The sequence below is a fragment of the Corynebacterium sp. HMSC034H07 genome (assembly GCF_001815175.1).
GTDB classification, from domain to species: Bacteria; Actinomycetota; Actinomycetes; order Mycobacteriales; family Mycobacteriaceae; genus Corynebacterium; species Corynebacterium hiratae.
In genome coordinates this window covers 40,983-57,679 of the sequence record NZ_KV819524.1, presented here as the reverse complement: position 1 = coordinate 57,679, position 16,697 = coordinate 40,983, and the positions used below count along the sequence as shown (strand labels likewise).

The window sequence follows — 16,697 nt, the reverse complement described above, 5'->3', positions numbered from 1 at the left end:
TTGCGTTTTGGGTTGGGTGGCGAATCGATACGGAAAAGCTAGTGAGTACAATGGCGACGAGTTAACTTTATTGTCGCGACCAGAAGGACTATCTAGACGTGTTTGGACTTTCCAAGCTGCTCCGTGCCGGTGAGGGACGCACCGTCAAGCGCCTGGCTAAAATTGCTGATGATGTTATTGCCCTAGAAGATAAATTCGCGGCGCTGTCGGATGATGAGCTTAAGGCTAAGACAGACGAGTTTAAGAAGCGTCTGGCGGATGGCGAAAAGATGAATGACATGCTTCTCGAAGCATTCGCCACCGTACGTGAAGCCGCCTGGCGCGTGCTCGACCAGAAGCACTACAAGGTACAGATCATGGGTGGTGCCGCCCTGCACTTTGGCAACGTTGCCGAGATGCGCACGGGTGAAGGTAAGACCCTGACCTCGCTGCTTCCGGCGTACCTTAATGCCCTGGAAGGCAAGGGCGTCCACATCGTGACTGTCAACGACTACCTGGCTAAGCGTGACGCCGAAATGATGGGCCGTGTTCACCGCTGGCTGGGACTGTCCGTAGGCGTCATCCTCTCCGAGATGCGCCCTGCGGAGCGCAAGGAAGCCTATGCCTGCGACGTCACGTACGGCACGAACAACGAGCTGGGCTTTGACTACCTGCGCGACAACATGGTCCGCTCGCTTGATGAAACCGTCCAGCGCGGCCACAACTACTGCATCGTGGATGAGGTTGACTCCATTCTTATCGATGAGGCGCGTACCCCGCTCATCATTTCCGGCCCTGTCGATGGTTCCTCTCAGTTCTACGGAGTCTTTTCCAAGCTGGCCCCGAAGATGCGCGAGGGCATCCACTACGAGGTGGACCACAAGAAGCGCACCATTGGTGTGCTTGAGGACGGCGTGGAATTCGTCGAAGACCAGTTGGGCATTGAAAACCTCTACGCACCTGAGCACTCCCAGCTGGTGTCCTACCTCAATAACGCGCTGAAGGCGAAGGAGCTCTTCACCCGCGATAAGGACTACATCGTGCGCAACGGCGAGGTCCTCATCGTGGATGGATTCACCGGCCGCGTGCTGGCTGGTCGCCGTTACAACGAGGGTATGCACCAGGCCATTGAGGCGAAGGAAGAGGTGGAGATCAAGAACGAGAACCAGACGCTGGCGACCGTTACCCTCCAGAACTACTTCCGCCTTTACGATAAGATTTCCGGCATGACCGGTACCGCAGAAACTGAGGCGGCCGAGCTGCACTCCATTTACGGTCTCGACGTGGTGCCAATTCCGACCAACAAGCCGAACCAGCGTACCGACCACTCCGACCGCATCTACAAGACCCAGGAAGCGAAGTTTGCTGCGGTGGTCGATGACATCGAGGAGCACGTGGCTGCCGGTCAGCCGGTGCTCGTTGGTACCACCTCCGTGGAACGCTCCGAGTACCTCTCGCAGCTGCTGAGCAAGCGCGGCGTCAAGCACTCGGTGCTCAACGCCAAGCACCACGAGGAAGAGGGCCAGATCGTCGCCCGTGCTGGCCGCCCTGGCACCGTCACCGTGGCCACCAACATGGCCGGCCGTGGTACCGATATCGTTCTCGGTGGCAACCCCGAAGTCATCCTGGATGAGAAGCTGCGGGACCGCGGCCTCGATCCCTTTGAGGACGAAGAGAAGTACCAGGAAGCCTGGGACGCTGAGATCGAGCAGGAGAGGGAACGCTCCAAGAAGATGGGCGATGAGGTCCGTGAGGCCGGCGGCCTGTACGTGCTGGGCACCGAGCGCCACGAGTCGCGCCGTATTGATAACCAGCTGCGTGGCCGTTCCGGACGTCAGGGTGACCCGGGCGAGACCCGCTTCTACCTGTCCATGCGCGATGAGCTCATGGTGCGCTTCGTGGGCCAGTCCATGGAGAACATGATGAACCGCCTCAACGTGCCGGATGACGTGCCGATTGAGGCCAAGATGGTGTCGAACTCTATCAAGGGTGCGCAGGCACAGGTGGAGAACCAGAACTTCGAGATGCGTAAGAACGTGCTCAAGTACGACGAAGTTCTTAACGAGCAGCGCAAGGTGGTGTACGCCACCCGCCACGACATCCTTGAGGCCAACGACATCAAGGACAACATCCGGACGATGATCAATGACACCGTGTCTGCCTACGTGGCGGGGGCTACTGCCACCGGTTACGTGGAGGACTGGAATCTCGATGAGCTGTGGAATGCGTTGGATTCCCTGTACGGGCCGACCATGACACATGAGGAGCTCGTTGACGGCACCGAATACGGCGCTGCCGGCGAACTGACCGCGGAGCAGCTGCGCGATGCCCTCCTAGCTGATGCCAACTCCGAGTACGACAAGCTCGAAGACGCTGTGACTGCCATCGGCGGAGAGAACCAGATGCGCAATACCGAGCGCATGATCATTCTGCCGATCATCGACCAGAAGTGGCGCGAGCACCTCTATGAAATGGATTACCTCAAGGAAGGTATTGGCCTGCGTGCTATGGCGCAGCGCGATCCCCTGGTGGAATACCAGAAGGAGGGCGGCGACATGTTTAACGCCATGAACGACGCAGTGAAGGAAGAAACCGTCCGCCAGCTGTTCATGTTGCGCAAGCAGTTCAAGGCCCAGGAAGAGGCGAGCGCAGCGGGTGAAGCAAACGCGGAAGCGGAAGCTTAAATCTGCCGCGGTATGAAACTTCGCTGATGCGCGAACGCTAGAAAGCGCGGAAAGTGATGAGGCGCCGTGAGGGAAGAACTCCCCACGGCGCCTTTTTGTTGGAAGCAGTTAGGTATATACTGTCAAATTATTAATTGTTCTGCTTCGGAAGGTTGAGTTAGTATGCGCCGCTTGTCTCTGCGAGTAGGTCTCTCCGTGTTCGCATCTGCCACTCTGTTGGGCGGCGGCGCAGCTGCGTCAGCTATCGAGCTTGCTCCCGAGGAGCAGTGCCAGCTCTCTTCCGTCTTGAGCTCGCAGGACGATGTGTCCTCCAAGGACGCCGTGCTCAGCTCCCAGGACACCATGGCCACTCAGTGCGGCGCTGTGTCCGCTCCGGAAACCTCCGAGGAAGCTGCAAAGAACCTGCCTGTGGTCGGAGCTACCATGTTTGGCGGTATCAGCTTGGCCCTGGTGAGTGCGTCCGCAGCGTTCGCCGGAATCGATTGGACGCCCATCTTGATCAAACTCGGTTCGCTTTTTTAATCTCCCACAGTTTCCAGCCAAGGTTATCCCTTGGCTTTTTGTTTAGCCTCCCATATCCTGCCGCCCGCCTCCAGCGATACTGGGGCTGGGGCCGACTGAGAGTAACCGGAAGGAACGTATGTGCCGCCCGGCTGCGGAGCCGGTGAAAGCACGCTGGTGCGAACCTATTCGCACCGAACCAAAGAACTCGCCGTTTGCGCGCGCATGCAAGCTGGTGAGCGCCATGCCCCCGCGGAGCTCTAACGCTGCATGGGCCTTTCGCCACGCGCGTACATGGGTGATGATTTCTGGCGCAAAGCGCGGGTTGTTGAGATGGCTCATCGGACGCAAAGCGGCGGCAACTTCTAAAACAATGACGACGAGCCCGTGGATCTCGTCACGCGTGGCGAGGTCACCAGCGGTAGGCTCGCGCTCATAGCGGATACGCTGTGGAGCAACATAGAGCTGCAGATGGCTCATGCCGGGGATGGGGGTATACATGCGGAATCCGGTCCTTATCCGCGATAAGCAGCGCGGAGAAAGGCGCTCAGGCAGGCGAAGGCGAGCGGAGGGAAGGAAGCTGGACGCACGTTCATTGTGCCATGCTGGAGCCATCCGCGGCTAGAAGGCGCTGCGCCTTGGCCTTTGGGAGCAGGCGAGCGGTATGTTCGCTATACTTTCGGACGATAAACACAGCTCAATGCGAAGGGTAGATAATATGCGTGGACTCATCGTCGATTTTGTAGGCGTGCTTGACGGCACCGAAGAAGACGTCAAGCGCTGGCGGGAGCTGTTCGCCGCCGCGAAATCTAACGGAGTCGCCACCGCTATTCTCTCTAATGATCCGGGCGGCCCAGGCGCGGAGCATATTCGCGAGTGGGAATACCGGGGCATCGTTGATGCCGTCGTGCTTTCCGGTGAGGTCGGTGCGGAAAAGCCGGATCGTGCTGCCTTCCAAGCTGCAGCGGACGCTATCGACCTGCCGATTAATGACTGCGTCATGGTAGATGATTCCATCGTCAACGTCCGCGCCGCGGTGGAAAATGGCATGGTGGGCATGCTCTACACGGTCTTTGACCGCACCAGCGTGGAAGTCCAGGCAGTCTTCGACATTGAAGGTGAGTTCTAAGTGTCGAAGGATGTGCGCGTCTTCCTGCCAGCTACTTTTGCCATGCTGACAGAGCTGGAAGAAACCGGCCAGCTTGCTGCCCGCAGTGGTTGGGGATTTACAGTAACCCCAGCGCTGCGCGAGTTCTACACTGAGGGCGACGAAGAAGAGATCGAATACTCTGCCTTCCTCGAAGCTTCCATGGCCTCCCTGCGGCTCTTGGCCATCGGCGATGAGGAGAAGTTCCCGCACCGTCGAGTGGTGATCTCCGTCGATGTTGATGATTCAGTAGTGACCCCGAAGCCGGACATGGGTGAACCAGTCGTGGCGCTCAACCCGGCCACCATCACGAAGGACAACCTGCAAGCCATCCACGTGGACATCGAGGAATCCGAGGCTGCCACCGCCAAGGCTATCGCCGCCATCGACAATGCTGACCTCGGCGACGAAGACGCCGAGCTTGCCGTCGGTGATGCCCTGGATAACTTCATGGCCTTCTATGATCCCACTGAGCTGCCCATCCTCGTAGAACTGCTCTAGGATCACCAGCGTTAACAGCCCTAACGCGAGTGGTGGTGCTACTCTAAGCCCTTATTGGCATTGCTTGAGAAAAGGAGCACCATCATGAAGGCAACTCGCCTTGCTAGCCTTATCACCGCTGCAGCCCTGAGCGTCACAACCCTCGTTTCAGCACCAATTGCCGGGGCAGAGGAAGCAGTAGCGCCGGCAGCGCAGACAAATCAGACCGCGCAGGGGAGCTCTGCTCAGGAAGCGGCTCCCAGCGAACCTGACCCCAACAATCCGGACCCCAACATGGCCGTGATGCCTAAGACTCCGTGGCTGCGCATCGTTGAGGGCTCCTCGCAAGGACCGATGGGGGTTATCGTCGCCATTCTCTTCGGAATTATCAGCATCGGCTTCGCTGTGTACAAGGAGTTCGGTGATTACCTGCCCAAGTTGGGCTAAATGCTGATAGTCTGCTGGAGTAAAACTCAGCTCGATCGAAAGGTCCCCTCAGCATGACTTCCTCTCGTCTTCGCCGCGTAGTTGCTACCTCCACCTTGTCCGTCGCACTTGTTGCTGGCGGAATCGCTGCCCCCACTGCGGGTGCGGTGACCACCTCCATCAAGAATGACAAGTGCACCATCACGTTGAGCGAGGACGAAGCCAGCGACCTCAAGAACGCGGAGTCCAAGGACAACGACGTCGACAGCAGCCTGCTGAAGGATGGCCTTAAGATTTCGCCCAAGGACGCGGAGAAGCGTGCTCGCGACGTAGAGAACCAATCGGACGAGCTCTACCGTGCTCTGGCTGGCTATGAGGCAGAGGTCGAGCTCGGTGACGAGGACGCCGTCAAGCGCGCTAAGAACAACATCAAGGTAGCCGAGACTTTCCGCGACATCGCGCCGGAGTACGTCAAGGCTCTCGATGCGTGTGCCAAGAAGGAAGAGTTCAACAAGAAGGCACCGAGCGGTGATAACACCTCCTCCAACATCGACAAGGGTGGCGCCATCATCCTCGGAGTATCCGGCGCCCTGACGGTGCTCTTTATGGCTCTTCGCGCAGCCAGCCCCTTCCTGAAGACCGTCCTGCCGCCGCAGCTGGCGGCCATGCTTCCGGCCTAAGCCTTAGGGCTTAAGGCCTAAAGAGCCGACGCTTAGGCCCCAATGGGGCCTAAGCCCAATCGACGTTGGTGCGCAGGGAGGCCAAAAGACCCCGCACTGCATCGCGACGGCGCGCAGAAGCAGTGCCTTCCTCGATGCTCAAGTCCAAGCCACACTCAGGATCTGCGGGCGGCCCCGCATGCGTGCAGCCGCGCGGGCAGTCCTCGATGGCTTCGGCCAGATCATCGAAGACCTCGATGACGTTCTCGGCATCAATGTGGGCCAATCCAAAGGAGCGGATGCCGGGCGTATCAATGATCCACCCGCCATTCGGCGTGCTTCCTTCCGCCGGCAGGCGCAATGCCACCGACTGCGTCGAGGTGTGGCGGCCCTTGCCCACCGCAGACACCTCACCGGTTTCGCGGTTGGCGTCTGGGACAAGCCGGTTGACCAAGGTTGATTTACCCACACCGGAGTGGCCGATGAGCGCCGTGACATGTCCATCAATTGCGGCGCAGACCTGCTCCAGTCCATCGTCGACGCCGGCCTCCACCACCGTGACATCCAAGTCCGCAAACTCTTGGGCAAACGGAGTGGGGTCGGTGAGGTCGGTCTTTGTCAGGCACAGGACCGGCTGGATATTGCCGGCGAAGGCCGCGATGAGGGCACGCTCCACGAATCCAGAGCGCGGGGGCGGATCCGCCACGGCACTGACGATGAGCAGGCGGTCCGCATTCGCCACCACGATGCGCTCATAAGGGTCAGTGTCATCCGCGGTGCGCCGGAGGACGGAACGGCGTTCCTCCAGCTTGACGATGCGTGCCAAGGTGTCCTTGCGCCCGGAGGTATCGCCCACGACGCCGACGCGGTCGCCGACCTCGACGGGCGTGCGGCCCATCTCGCGGGCACGCATGGCCGTGACGACCGGGCCATCGTTATCTAGAGCGACTCCCCAACGGCCGCGATCCTTGGTGATGACCATGCCGAACTTGGCATCCTTGTGCTTTGGGCGGTCCTTCGTGCGCGGGCGCGAGCCTTTGCCGGGCCGGATGCGGACATCGGATTCGTCATAGCTGCTTGCGCGCCTAGCCACGGATCATGGCCTCCCACATCCCGGCGAAGCCGGGCAGAGTCTTGGACGTGGTATCGATGTCCTCGACCTCGACCCCTTCGACTGTTAAGCCGATGATGGCGCCGGCGGTGGCCATTCGGTGGTCGGCGTAGGAGTGCCACTGCCCTCCGTGGAGTGGGGCAGGGGTGATGCGGAGGCCGTCGTCAAGCTCGGTGACGTTGCCTCCCAAGCCGTTGATCTCGGTAGCGAGGGCCGCCAGACGGTCCGTCTCGTGACCGCGCAGGTGCGCGATGCCGGTCAACGTCGAAGGCGTGGAGGCCAGCGCGCACAGCGCAGCCACGGTCGGGGTGAGTTCACCGATATCTCCCATGTCGAGATCGATACCGCGCAGGCCTGCTAGGCCCTCCTCCGGGCCGGTGACCTTCAGGTAGGGATCCTGGCGAGGTGTCTGTGGGACGTACTCAACCTGTGCCCCCATCTGTTCCAGGATGCCGCGGAAAGCATCACCCGGCTGGTCCGTTTCCTCCGGCCAGTTCGGAATACTCACGCTGCCGCCGGCGACGGCCGCTGCAGCCAGGAAGGGCGTGGCGTTGGACAGATCCGGTTCGATATACCACTCGCGGCCTTCAATCTTTCCAGGGCGCACGACCCAATTATCCTCGCCCGCGACTACATGCACGCCGGCATCACGCAGCATGCCGATGGTCATCAGGATGTGGGGCTGGGAAGGTACGGTGCCGCCTTCGTGGCGCACGCTGAGCCCGTAGCGGTAGCGCGCACCGGCCAAAAGCAGGCCAGAGACGAACTGGGAGGAGGCGGAAGCGTCAATGGTGACCTCGGCGCCCTCTGGGACACCATGGGGCGTGATGGTCAGCGGCAGGCTATCGCCCTTGATGTCAACGCCCAGCTCACGCAGGGCCTTCGTCATGGTGGACATGGGGCGCTTGCGCGCATACGGGTCGCCATCGATGATGACGGGGCCATCCGCCAACGCGGCTACCGGCGGCAAGAAGCGCATAATCGTGCCGGCCAGGCCGCAATCGACGGTCGCCCCATGCAGCTGGCCCGGCGTCACGCGCAGGTGCGGGCCCCAGTCGGAGATACCTACGCCCATGGCCTTCAAGGCTTCTTTCATCAGGTCAGTATCGCGAGAGATCAGTGGGTTGTAGATGATAGAGGGGGAGTCAGCCAGCGCGGCGAGGATGAGGGCGCGGTTGGTCATCGACTTCGATCCGGGGACTTCTTGAGTCCAGGACAGCGGGCCGGTGGGTTGGGGAGCACTCCAGTAAGCAGACATGTAGTCCATAATAAAGGGCATGTGCGGAAGATTTGTTCTGTTCACCGAGTCCCTACTGGAGGAAGTCGGAGCGTGGGAATCCATTACGGAAGTTCATGCGCCGGAAGGCCTGCCGCCAGCACGCTATAACATTGCTCCGACCCAGCCCATCGCCATCGTGCGGGTTGCGGAGGAGACCGCCCGTGTGGAGCCAGCGCGCTGGGGACTTATCCCGCATTGGAAGAAAGACCTCGACGGCCCGCCCCTGTTTAATGCCCGCGCGGAGACTGTGGCGCAGAAACCTTCCTTTCGCGATGCCTTCAAGGCGCAGCGCTGCGTCATCCCTCTGGATGGCTACTACGAGTGGAAAGCCGGGGAAGATAAGAAGGCCAAGAAACAGCCCTACTATGTGACCGGACCCGATGGCCTGCTGTGGGCGGCTGGTTTGTGGGCCACGGGGATGGAGAGGCTCTCGGCCACGATGGTGACTACGGACGCCACGGAGGAGATGGCGTGGCTGCATCACCGGCTACCCAAGTTTCTGACTACAGATGAGATCGCACCTTGGCTGGCGGGGGAGGCGCTACTGGAGCCGAGCTCTGTGCGCGGCTTTCAGGCACGCCCGGCAGACCCCGCGGTGGGCAACGTGCGCAACGACTACGCAGAGCTTATCGACGAACCACCGGCCACCACCTTGTTCTAGTGCGCGAAAACTAGTCGGCGAGCACGTCGGCAAAGGAGAGCTCCAGGACGCGGGGGAGATCCTCCGGATTCATCTCGATGTCGAGGCCACGCTTGCCGCCGGAGAAAAAGATGGTGTCGAAGAGTAGCGCCGTCTCGTCAACAACGGTGGGCAGGACATGCTTGTGCCCTAACGGGGAGATGCCGCCGGGGATGTAGCCGGAGGACTTGGAGGCGTCGGCAGGCGCGGCCATTGTGGCCTTGGACGCACCGAAAGCGGCGGCGGCCTTCTTGAGACTGAGCTGATGGGTAACCGGAAGGACGCAGACGGCGAGTTGGCGTTTGGGGCCTTTGCCGGCGCTCAGATCAATGACGAGGGTTTTGAAGATACGCTCAGGAGCAACGTCGAGGGCCACAGCGGCTGCCTCGCCGAAGTTTTCGCGACCGCCATCAAAGGTGGAGACGTGGTGGTCAATACCTGCCTCTTCGAGGAGTTTGAGAGCGGGGGTAGCGGCACGCGGGGTCTTCTTGGACATATAAACCACCCTAGTCCGGAGCGCTAGGATGGTCGGTATGGCCACAGAAACGACGAGCGAGACGCTTCAGAAACAGCGGTTGTTTGAGGAGCAAGCCTTGCCCTTGCTGGACCAGCTTTACGGCGGAGCGATGCGTTTGACGCGCAACCCGCAAGACGCGGAGGATTTGATCCAAGAGACCTACCTCAAGGCCTTTAGCAACTTCGATTCCTTCAAACAGGGCACGAACTTGAAGGCGTGGCTGTACCGCATCATGACGAATGCCTACATCAACTCCTACCGGAAGGCCAAGCGCCGCCCAGTGGAATCCTCAGCGGATGAGCTTAGTGACTTTCAGCTGTATACCACGTCCGGACATGACTCCACGGGCCTGGAATCAGCGGAGGTCGAAGCGCTCAAGCAGATGCCGGACTCGGAGATTTCCGAGGCCATGAATGACTTACCGGAGGATTATCGCATGGTGGTGTACTACTCGGATGTAGTGGGTTTGGCCTATAAGGAAATCGCAGAAGTGATGGGCACCCCGTTGGGGACGGTCATGAGCCGCCTCCACCGCGGAAGAAAATTACTCCGCGCGGCGTTGAAGGACGTAGCACGAGAAAAAGGCATTGGTCGCAACCACCCAGAGATGGAGGAGAAGTAATGGAACGCGCAACAGGACGCAATTGCGGTGCGTGTAACTCTCCCGAGGTTGAAGCGCTCTTTCGGGAGCTATTCGATGAATCAACGAGCTATGCGCGAGCACTGGAAATCCGCGAGCATCTCGCGCAGTGCGATGCCTGTCAGCAGCGCGTCGAGAGTGAAGAAGTAGTCCGAGCGCTTGTGCGCAAATGTTGCGGGGGACAGGCTGCACCGCAGTCACTGCGCCAGCGCATTTGCGTGGAGATCACGCGGACTGAAATCACCTGGGGTTAGGGCCGCCGAGGCCAAGTTAACGCCTAGGCTACGTTAATTAGGTGTAGGCGCATACGCAAAGGGCTCGTTCCCGTCCTCGGAATGAGGAAGGAAACGAGCCCTGAATGCTGACGTTATGCGTTAGGACGCTTGCCATGGTTAGCGGACTTCTTACGGCGATCCTTGCGCTTACGGCCACGCTTGCTCATCGCGTACTCCTTCTGTTAAGGGTAAATGAACTTATTTAACTGTAGCGGCAGGGTATGCCGGAGTGTTAATCGGGGGTGTGCCTTCTGAGGGTTCTTTAGGCAGAAACGCGGGCGCGGGCGCGGCTGCGGTTGCGGCGCTTGATGGCGCGGCGCTCTTCCTCAGAGAGACCGCCCCAGACACCGGCGTCCTGGCCGGATTCCAGGGCCCACTTGAGGCAGGAAGAGGCAACTGGGCAGCGGTTGCAGACCAGCTTGGCCTTAGCGATCTGGGTGAGTGCAGGGCCGGAATTACCGACGGGGAAGAAGAGCTCCGGGTCTTCGTCGCGGCAAACAGCTTCGTGGCGCCAATCCATGATTGAAATCTCCTAACAAATTTTTGACAGCAGTGGGTGAAAGTAGGCGCACCTAGGGCAGTTCACAGCTGTGAACTGTTCCGAGTGCTACGGGGTGAAGTGGACTGGTCTGCGGTCAGTGGGGCCCTGTCTCGAGTTGGGGCCAGCGTCGACGCCGCCGTGGTTCACTTTCTGTTAACTCGAAGTTTGCTCCGAGTTATGAACTGATTTAACAGCTCGTTGTTTTTGCTACCTGAGAATAATGACACGTTTACTCAAAGTCCGCTAGGGGTAAAGGCTAAAAAGTGTCCAAAGTCACTAAAGAAATGTGGTCGCTTTAGGGTTTGCTAATGGATTGAAGGCTGTAAGAAGACTGTCAATAATCCGCCTACCAGCGCTGATAGGGGTAAAACTGTGAGTGTGGTGACCTGGATCGCGTCAAATCCATATTCAGGCCTCTGCCCCCGAAAACTCTGTGTATGGGAAGGCCTAGTTGAATACCATGGACGGTACCTGCAGGGCGGGGGAGTCTGCGGTGTGGAGATGGCCTAAACCGCCGGGGTAAGAAGTAGACTAAGCGGCCGTGAACAAGAAGAAGAAACAGTCCTCGGCTACGTCTCCCCGGACCGTTGGGAATGGCGCGCCGCCTTCGGTCATCGCGGCGGCGGGCATCGCGGTGGTTCAGTCCATCGCCGTTATCATCTTTGGCATTTTCCTCATCGTCCGTGAGGTATCTGGCGCTGAAAACGACTCGATGGTTTCGGACTCAGGCGCGACGGGCTTCGTCGGCCTGGGCACGGCTATCTTCATTTTTATCGTCTTCGGCTTTGTCATCGTTGGCTCCTGGGCCTTCGTGAAAGGCAAACGCTGGGGCCGCGGAGCCATCGTGCTGGTGGAATTCATCCTGGGTGCCATCGCCTTCCAGATGTTCAGTGGGGGCTCAGCCCTGCTCGGTGCGCTAACCCTAGCGAGCGCCGGGCTTGTCCTATACCTGCTTATGGCGCGGCCCGAGGCGGCGCAGTGGGCTGAAAGCCACTTCTAGGATGCCTTGAGCGCTACGGCAGTATCCCCGCGCTGCTCAACGATGACCGAACCGGACAAGGTCAGCGAAATCGGGCCGGAATAGCCATCGCGGTCGACGGGGATGGTGCGCTCAGTCTTACCGGACGACCAATCCACCACGTCGATTCCTTCTTCAGTGGGCACGAGAACGCGTTCGTCAACGGCAATGCCGGTGCCCAGCGCTTGCTCTAGTACGTGGTCAACCTTGAGCTGAGTTGGCGTAAAGAGGTAGAGGCGCTCGCCATCGAACCACGTCATGTGGTGGGGCAGATCGGCTACGGCAGGGGCAAAGGGGGAGGCGGAGTCGGTGATGGATGTCGAAGGTTCCACGTCCGTGGACGACAGCGCTTCACCCTCAAAATTATAGGACACGATGCGAGGCGTATCGCCCGGCAAGAAGACTGCGGCCGCCTCCTGTCCGTAGGCGACGAGGCGCGCGCCCGGATCCTCGATCTCGATGTCCTTGGAAACCTCCGGGGAGCGGGAATCCTCCGGTGTGGCCGTCTGGATACGCAACCACGTGGCATCCGGAGAATCCGGGCAGGATTCGGTCACCGCCATCGTCTCGGTACGGGTCAGCGCTGATGTGATGGCGCAGTCCTCGTGGGGCTGCATGTTGGGTTCCTGCTTGGCATCGACATCGCCGTACTCCACCGTGCGCACGAGGTCGGAGCGCCACAGCTCTACCCGCTCGGCGGAGACAGTTCCCACGCGGTCGTTCGAGACGATGGGGACCACCTCGTCAGAATTGCGGGCGCTGCGGGTATCGGAATACTGGCCGGAAGCAGCATCGATCGCCACCACATCACCGCAGCCGTTGCCCGCATCATAGGAAGCCACAATCTTGTTCCATGCTGTGCCGAGCGAACACAGGTCGGCATCGCGGCGCTGATAGGTCCACACCTCATCGCCGGCAGCATTCGTGGCGCTCAGGGTGTCGCCGTCATGGGTCACCAGCAGGCCCTTCGACGACACAGCCCGGGCTTGGCCTGACACCAAGGCGTTGGGGAGGCTGAAGGATTCGGTGAGGGAGTTCGGGACGGCGGTGAGGAGCGCTGGCTCGGCGTTGGCCGCAGCGTCGACTGCCGGGGTGAGCTCAGCCTTGTGAATCGGTGCGGTGATAACCGCACCACCGATGGCGATGGCGCATACCGCGCTGATCGCGCCCACGGCAATCCAGTCCGCCTTCGTGGAACGCAAGATGGGTGCCTTCTTTGCAGCGGCGTCGTTGACCGGGGATTCTTGGGCGTGCTCGGTGCTCATCGGCGTCCTCCTTGGCGGGGATTGCGTTTACGGGAACGAGTGCGGCGCGAAGCGCGAGCAGAGCGCGTGGATTCACCACGCGGGGAGCCTCCACGCGGTGAGCCTCCACGCGGTGAGCCCGTGCGCCGGGGTCCACCCAACACCTTGGTGGGCGGGCCGACCGTATCGGCAACCCCCTCCGGAACATCAAGTGCTTCCGCGAGCTCCGGGGACGTACTGAACCACTGCGGCGGCTCCGGCTGGCCCAAGTCGAGCTCGTCGTTGATGACTTGCCACTTTCCCAGTTCGTCATAACCGACGAGGGTCACCGCCGTGCCCGTATGGCCGGCGCGGCCAGTACGGCCGATGCGGTGAACAAACGTCATCGGATCGTCCGGAACCTGATAGTTGATGACGTGGGTGACATCATCAATGTCGATGCCGCGGGCGGCGACATCCGTGGCTACGAGAATCTCCACGGTGCCGTCACGGAAGGCATCGAGCGAGCGCTCGCGTGCTTTTTGATCCATGTCGCCATGAACCGCGCCCACCGCGAACCCGCGCTGCGCCAGCTCCTCCGCGACGGCGGCCGCCGAGCGCTTCGTGCGCGTGAAAATGATGGTGCGCCCGCGGTCGTGGGCCTGCAGGACCTTTCCCAGTACCGCAATCTTGTCCATGCGGTGCGCTTGGAAGGTGACCTTGCGGGTGGAGGCATGGGTCTGCTGGGCGTCGGCAGATTCGGCACGGATATGCACCGGCTGGTCCAGGAAGGTGCGAGCCAGCGTCACGATGGGGCCAGGCATGGTCGCGGAAAAGAGCATGGTCTGGTGCGGGTTGCCGTGCAGCAGGGAGAGAATCTTCTCGATATCCGGAAGGAAGCCTAAGTCCAGCATCTCGTCGGCTTCATCCAATACAAGAACGCTGACCTGATCGAAGGATAAGTGCTTCTTCTGGCAGAGATCGAGGAGGCGGCCCGGGGTGCCCACGACGACGTCCGCGCCTGCGTTGATCTGTTTGATCTGCTCCTCATAGGGGCGACCGCCGCACAAGGTGATGACGCTGAGCGGCAGATTCGCGGCAGCGACCTGCAAGTCCCCGCTGACCTGGATGGCTAGCTCGCGCGTTGGCGCAATGACCAGCGCGCGGGGGGTTCCGTCAAGCTCCGGGATGTCGGCATCATCGAAGACGCGATCGAGAAGCGGTACACCGAAGCCGTAGGTCTTTCCCATGCCGGTGCGCGCTTGGCCAATGAGGTCCTGGCCATTGAGCGCGATGGGGAGCGTGAGCTCCTGGATGGCGAAGGTGTGCGTAATCCCGTTGTCAGCGAGGGCATCGCAGATCTCTACGGCGACGCCGAGCTCGGCAAAGGTAGGGGATTCGCGGGAATCGCGGGAAGATTTCGGGGCAAGCACACCTTGATAGTAGAGGACGTGGCTATAGTGGGGCCATTAGAGCGCCGGGGGCGCAGGCCTCACGGCACCGATTAATGACAACGATCTAAGGGAGACACACCACATGGACATCAAGTTTGGTTTCGCCGATACCGCCCGCGAACTGGTTATTCACGCCGAAGGCGAGCGCGAAGAACTGACCCAGACCATTAACAATGCCTTGGCGGAGAACTCCACCCTCGAATTGAAGGACACCAAGGGCCGCTCCTACATTGTGCGCACCGAGCGAGTCGTCTACGTAGAAATCGGCACTGCACGCGCCCACACCGTCGGTTTCGCGGGCTAAGTACGCGCGCGCCGTCTCAGCGGGTAGCCTAAATGGCCATGGAGAATCCCGCGGATCTTGGACAGCACCCACAGCGCCTTTCAGCGGTGGAGCGTTTCGCTCGCGAGTATGGCTGGTGGCGCGTGGTGGCGATCCCTGTCATGGTCGTCATCACCGTGTGGGTGCTCGTTGACGTTTTCCGCTCCCCAGCCCAGGAGGCAGAAGTGACGGCGGCAGGGGAGACGTCGACAAGCAGCGCCACCGCAACCCCGTCCCTGCCCAAGGGGCCCGATCCTGCCAACGCCAGTGCGATCGCTGCCGCCAAGGATGGCTTGCCCGCCGGCGGTGCCTTCACGGAGCAAGGTGATGAAACCTACCGCGATGCCGGCCCTTCCACCATGCACGCGGGCAAAGGTGGAAAACAGACCATCCGTTTTTCCGTGGAGATCGAAAATGGCGTGGACACCTCCGCCTACGGTGGGGATGCTGCGGTGGTCGCTCTGGTCGACGCCACCCTGTCCGACCCCCGCGGGTGGACCGCCAACGGAGACTTCGAATTCATCCACGTCAAGGCCGATGACAACCCCGATACGCACATCCGTCTGACCTCACTGGGGACCACGGCGAAGTTGTGCGGTGCGCAGTTGGAATCGGAAACCTCGTGTCACACGACGATTACCGGTGAATCCGCGGTCAACCTCAACGAGTCTCGCTGGGTGCGGGGCGCTGCACCGTTTGAGGGGGATTTGGGCAACTACCGCCAGTACCTGATCAACCATGAGTTCGGCCACGCCATTGGTTACGCGGCCCACCAGCCCTGTGGTGGCGAGGGTAAGCTCGCGCCCGTCATGATGCAGCAGACGCTGAGTCTCAACAACGGGAAGCTCTTTGAGAAGGAACCAAACGAGGTGTATCCGGACGAGGACGTCACCTGTGAGCCGAACCCGTGGCCCTACCCGAATCCGGCAAATTCTGATCACGCCAAGCCCGAGTAAGCCGCTCGAAATTTAAGGACTATTTCCCCATGCCACTGCCACCTGAGCCCGTTCTTGCCGCCTTCAACGCCGAGTTTCACCCGCGCCGAACGCAGGGAGAGCTCGTGGGGTCTGCCTGGGATAACGGGATTCGCGTCGGGGATATAGTCTTTGCCGAGGCGCGGCCGTGGACTGGTTGGTCCGCCAAGGTACGCGAGAAACTCAGCGTGCCGGGAGCGCGTATCGCCCGCCCGGTTCTGACCGCCGATGGGCGCTACACAGCCGCTGGGTGGAAGGCCACGCAATTCGTGGAAGGTCAGTTGCGAGGCCGCATCGATGAAACCGTGCAGTTGGCGCTGCGCCTTGATGACGCCCTCGATGTGGCCCCGCTGCCCACCATGGACCGGCGCGAGGACGTGTTTGCGCGGGCGGAGCGGGCCGCGTGGGAGGAGAGCGGCGAGGCTTATTCTGATGCTGAGCTTGCGCACCTCCCGTTGGTTACCGCTCACATGGATCTTCTGGGAACCACCATTTTTTCCGGGGCCAATCCGCCTGCGCTGATTGACATCGTGCCTTCTGCCGCTCCGCGTCCGGCGGGCTGGACTGCAGCGATAGTCATGGTGGATGGTCTGATCGCGGGGGCGGTCGATGGTGATATTTGCACCCGCTTTGCGTCGGTGCCCGGAATACAGCAGCTCTTGCTGCGTGCAGTGGCGTATCGCCGGTACGTCAATATCCTGCACCCGCGCTCCAAGGCGACCGTGCGTTCGAACATAGAAAGGGTGGAAGAGGCCCTCGTGTCCGCGGCATCTGACAGACTGTAGGGC

The 16,697-nt window shown here is 60.8% G+C and carries 21 protein-coding genes; 13 read left to right on the top strand and 8 right to left on the bottom strand.

All coding sequences use genetic code 11. The annotated features are described in order from the left end of the window. Positions 1-98 precede the first annotated feature (98 nt). Positions 99-2,663, top strand: a complete 2,565-nt coding sequence (gene secA / locus HMPREF3009_RS05990) for a preprotein translocase subunit SecA (protein WP_070680683.1) — start codon at positions 99-101, stop codon at positions 2,661-2,663. Between the two features lie 162 nt (positions 2,664-2,825). Continuing rightward, on the top strand, positions 2,826-3,185 hold the full coding sequence (locus HMPREF3009_RS05985) for a hypothetical protein (protein ID WP_070680680.1): 360 nt from the start codon (positions 2,826-2,828) through the stop codon (positions 3,183-3,185). Between the two features lie 42 nt (positions 3,186-3,227). On the opposite strand, the gene HMPREF3009_RS05980 is transcribed toward HMPREF3009_RS05985, so the two are convergent. Continuing rightward, complete coding sequence (locus HMPREF3009_RS05980; RefSeq protein WP_070680678.1) at positions 3,228-3,665, bottom strand: hypothetical protein; 438 nt, start codon at positions 3,663-3,665, stop codon at positions 3,228-3,230. A gap of 217 nt (positions 3,666-3,882) precedes the next feature. Between HMPREF3009_RS05980 and HMPREF3009_RS05975 the strand changes: the two genes are divergently transcribed. The 4 genes from HMPREF3009_RS05975 to HMPREF3009_RS05960 all read left to right on the top strand — a co-directional run bounded on the left by HMPREF3009_RS05975 (position 3,883) and on the right by HMPREF3009_RS05960 (position 5,897). Continuing rightward, complete coding sequence (locus HMPREF3009_RS05975) at positions 3,883-4,293, top strand: HAD-IA family hydrolase (protein WP_010189184.1); 411 nt, start codon at positions 3,883-3,885, stop codon at positions 4,291-4,293. A 12-nt stretch (positions 4,294-4,305) separates the two neighbouring features. Next, a complete protein-coding gene (locus HMPREF3009_RS05970) occupies positions 4,306-4,812 on the top strand; it encodes a DUF6912 family protein (RefSeq protein ID WP_185963766.1) in 507 nt (168 codons plus the stop codon). Positions 4,813-4,896: 84 nt separating this feature from the next. After that, the gene (locus tag HMPREF3009_RS05965; protein WP_070512189.1) at positions 4,897-5,238 is read left to right on the top strand and encodes a hypothetical protein; all 342 of its coding nucleotides are present in this window, start codon (positions 4,897-4,899) and stop codon (positions 5,236-5,238) included. Between the two features lie 53 nt (positions 5,239-5,291). Next, entirely contained in the window at positions 5,292-5,897 is a 606-nt protein-coding gene (locus HMPREF3009_RS05960; protein ID WP_046647456.1) for a hypothetical protein, read from the top strand. 49 nt (positions 5,898-5,946) lie between these two features. On the opposite strand, the gene rsgA is transcribed toward HMPREF3009_RS05960, so the two are convergent. Together rsgA and aroA are read right to left on the bottom strand one after the other, a co-directional pair. Next, the gene (gene rsgA / locus HMPREF3009_RS05955) at positions 5,947-6,969 is read right to left on the bottom strand and encodes a ribosome small subunit-dependent GTPase A (RefSeq protein WP_046647457.1); all 1,023 of its coding nucleotides are present in this window, start codon (positions 6,967-6,969) and stop codon (positions 5,947-5,949) included. After that, entirely contained in the window at positions 6,962-8,266 is a 1,305-nt protein-coding gene (gene aroA / locus HMPREF3009_RS05950; RefSeq protein WP_070680675.1) for a 3-phosphoshikimate 1-carboxyvinyltransferase, read from the bottom strand. Before aroA ends, rsgA begins: the two co-directional genes overlap by 8 nt. On the opposite strand from aroA, the gene HMPREF3009_RS05945 reads away from it, so the two are divergent. Further along, the gene (locus tag HMPREF3009_RS05945) at positions 8,265-8,927 is read left to right on the top strand and encodes an SOS response-associated peptidase (RefSeq protein WP_070680673.1); all 663 of its coding nucleotides are present in this window, start codon (positions 8,265-8,267) and stop codon (positions 8,925-8,927) included. The genes aroA and HMPREF3009_RS05945 overlap by 2 nt on opposite strands. Positions 8,928-8,937: 10 nt before the next feature. Here the strand turns inward: HMPREF3009_RS05945 and ybaK are convergent, their stop codons facing one another. Beyond that, positions 8,938-9,441 (bottom strand): Cys-tRNA(Pro) deacylase, encoded by a 504-nt coding sequence (gene ybaK / locus HMPREF3009_RS05940; RefSeq protein WP_070545190.1) that lies wholly within the window; start codon positions 9,439-9,441, stop codon positions 8,938-8,940. A 37-nt stretch (positions 9,442-9,478) separates the two neighbouring features. Between ybaK and HMPREF3009_RS05935 the strand changes: the two genes are divergently transcribed. Continuing rightward, positions 9,479-10,084 carry a sigma-70 family RNA polymerase sigma factor gene (locus tag HMPREF3009_RS05935; protein ID WP_046647460.1) on the top strand — a complete coding sequence of 202 codons (606 nt, stop codon included), beginning with the start codon at positions 9,479-9,481 and terminating at the stop codon, positions 10,082-10,084. Next, positions 10,084-10,356: a mycothiol system anti-sigma-R factor gene (gene rsrA, locus HMPREF3009_RS13050; RefSeq protein ID WP_080975102.1), complete on the top strand. Its 273-nt coding sequence runs from the start codon at positions 10,084-10,086 to the stop codon at positions 10,354-10,356. The genes HMPREF3009_RS05935 and rsrA overlap by 1 nt, the downstream gene beginning before the upstream one ends. Positions 10,357-10,469: 113 nt before the next feature. Here rsrA and HMPREF3009_RS13965 read toward each other — a convergent pair whose 3' ends face one another. Beyond that, positions 10,470-10,544: a 50S ribosomal protein bL37 gene (locus HMPREF3009_RS13965; protein WP_012714902.1), complete on the bottom strand. Its 75-nt coding sequence runs from the start codon at positions 10,542-10,544 to the stop codon at positions 10,470-10,472. Between the two features lie 95 nt (positions 10,545-10,639). Further along, positions 10,640-10,897 (bottom strand): WhiB family transcriptional regulator, encoded by a 258-nt coding sequence (locus tag HMPREF3009_RS05930; RefSeq protein WP_042529827.1) that lies wholly within the window; start codon positions 10,895-10,897, stop codon positions 10,640-10,642. 562 nt (positions 10,898-11,459) lie between these two features. Here HMPREF3009_RS05930 and HMPREF3009_RS05925 point away from each other — a divergent pair. Then, complete coding sequence (locus tag HMPREF3009_RS05925; protein ID WP_070680670.1) at positions 11,460-11,918, top strand: hypothetical protein; 459 nt, start codon at positions 11,460-11,462, stop codon at positions 11,916-11,918. On the opposite strand, the gene HMPREF3009_RS05920 is transcribed toward HMPREF3009_RS05925, so the two are convergent. Both HMPREF3009_RS05920 and HMPREF3009_RS05915 read right to left on the bottom strand, forming a co-directional pair. Continuing rightward, positions 11,915-13,201: an Rv3212 family protein gene (locus HMPREF3009_RS05920; RefSeq protein WP_070517848.1), complete on the bottom strand. Its 1,287-nt coding sequence runs from the start codon at positions 13,199-13,201 to the stop codon at positions 11,915-11,917. The genes HMPREF3009_RS05925 and HMPREF3009_RS05920 overlap by 4 nt on opposite strands. Next, a complete protein-coding gene (locus tag HMPREF3009_RS05915; protein WP_070680667.1) occupies positions 13,198-14,592 on the bottom strand; it encodes a DEAD/DEAH box helicase in 1,395 nt (464 codons plus the stop codon). The genes HMPREF3009_RS05920 and HMPREF3009_RS05915 overlap by 4 nt, the downstream gene beginning before the upstream one ends. Before the next feature lie 103 nt (positions 14,593-14,695). On the opposite strand from HMPREF3009_RS05915, the gene HMPREF3009_RS05910 reads away from it, so the two are divergent. The 3 genes from HMPREF3009_RS05910 to HMPREF3009_RS05900 are packed head-to-tail and all read left to right on the top strand — an operon-like array spanning position 14,696 to position 16,694. Continuing rightward, positions 14,696-14,917 carry a DUF3107 domain-containing protein gene (locus HMPREF3009_RS05910; protein WP_046647465.1) on the top strand — a complete coding sequence of 74 codons (222 nt, stop codon included), beginning with the start codon at positions 14,696-14,698 and terminating at the stop codon, positions 14,915-14,917. 32 nt (positions 14,918-14,949) lie between these two features. Beyond that, the gene (locus HMPREF3009_RS05905) at positions 14,950-15,891 is read left to right on the top strand and encodes a DUF3152 domain-containing protein (RefSeq protein WP_070680665.1); all 942 of its coding nucleotides are present in this window, start codon (positions 14,950-14,952) and stop codon (positions 15,889-15,891) included. A gap of 29 nt (positions 15,892-15,920) precedes the next feature. Then, entirely contained in the window at positions 15,921-16,694 is a 774-nt protein-coding gene (locus tag HMPREF3009_RS05900) for a hypothetical protein (RefSeq protein ID WP_070680661.1), read from the top strand. The last annotated feature ends 3 nt before the right edge of the window (positions 16,695-16,697 follow it).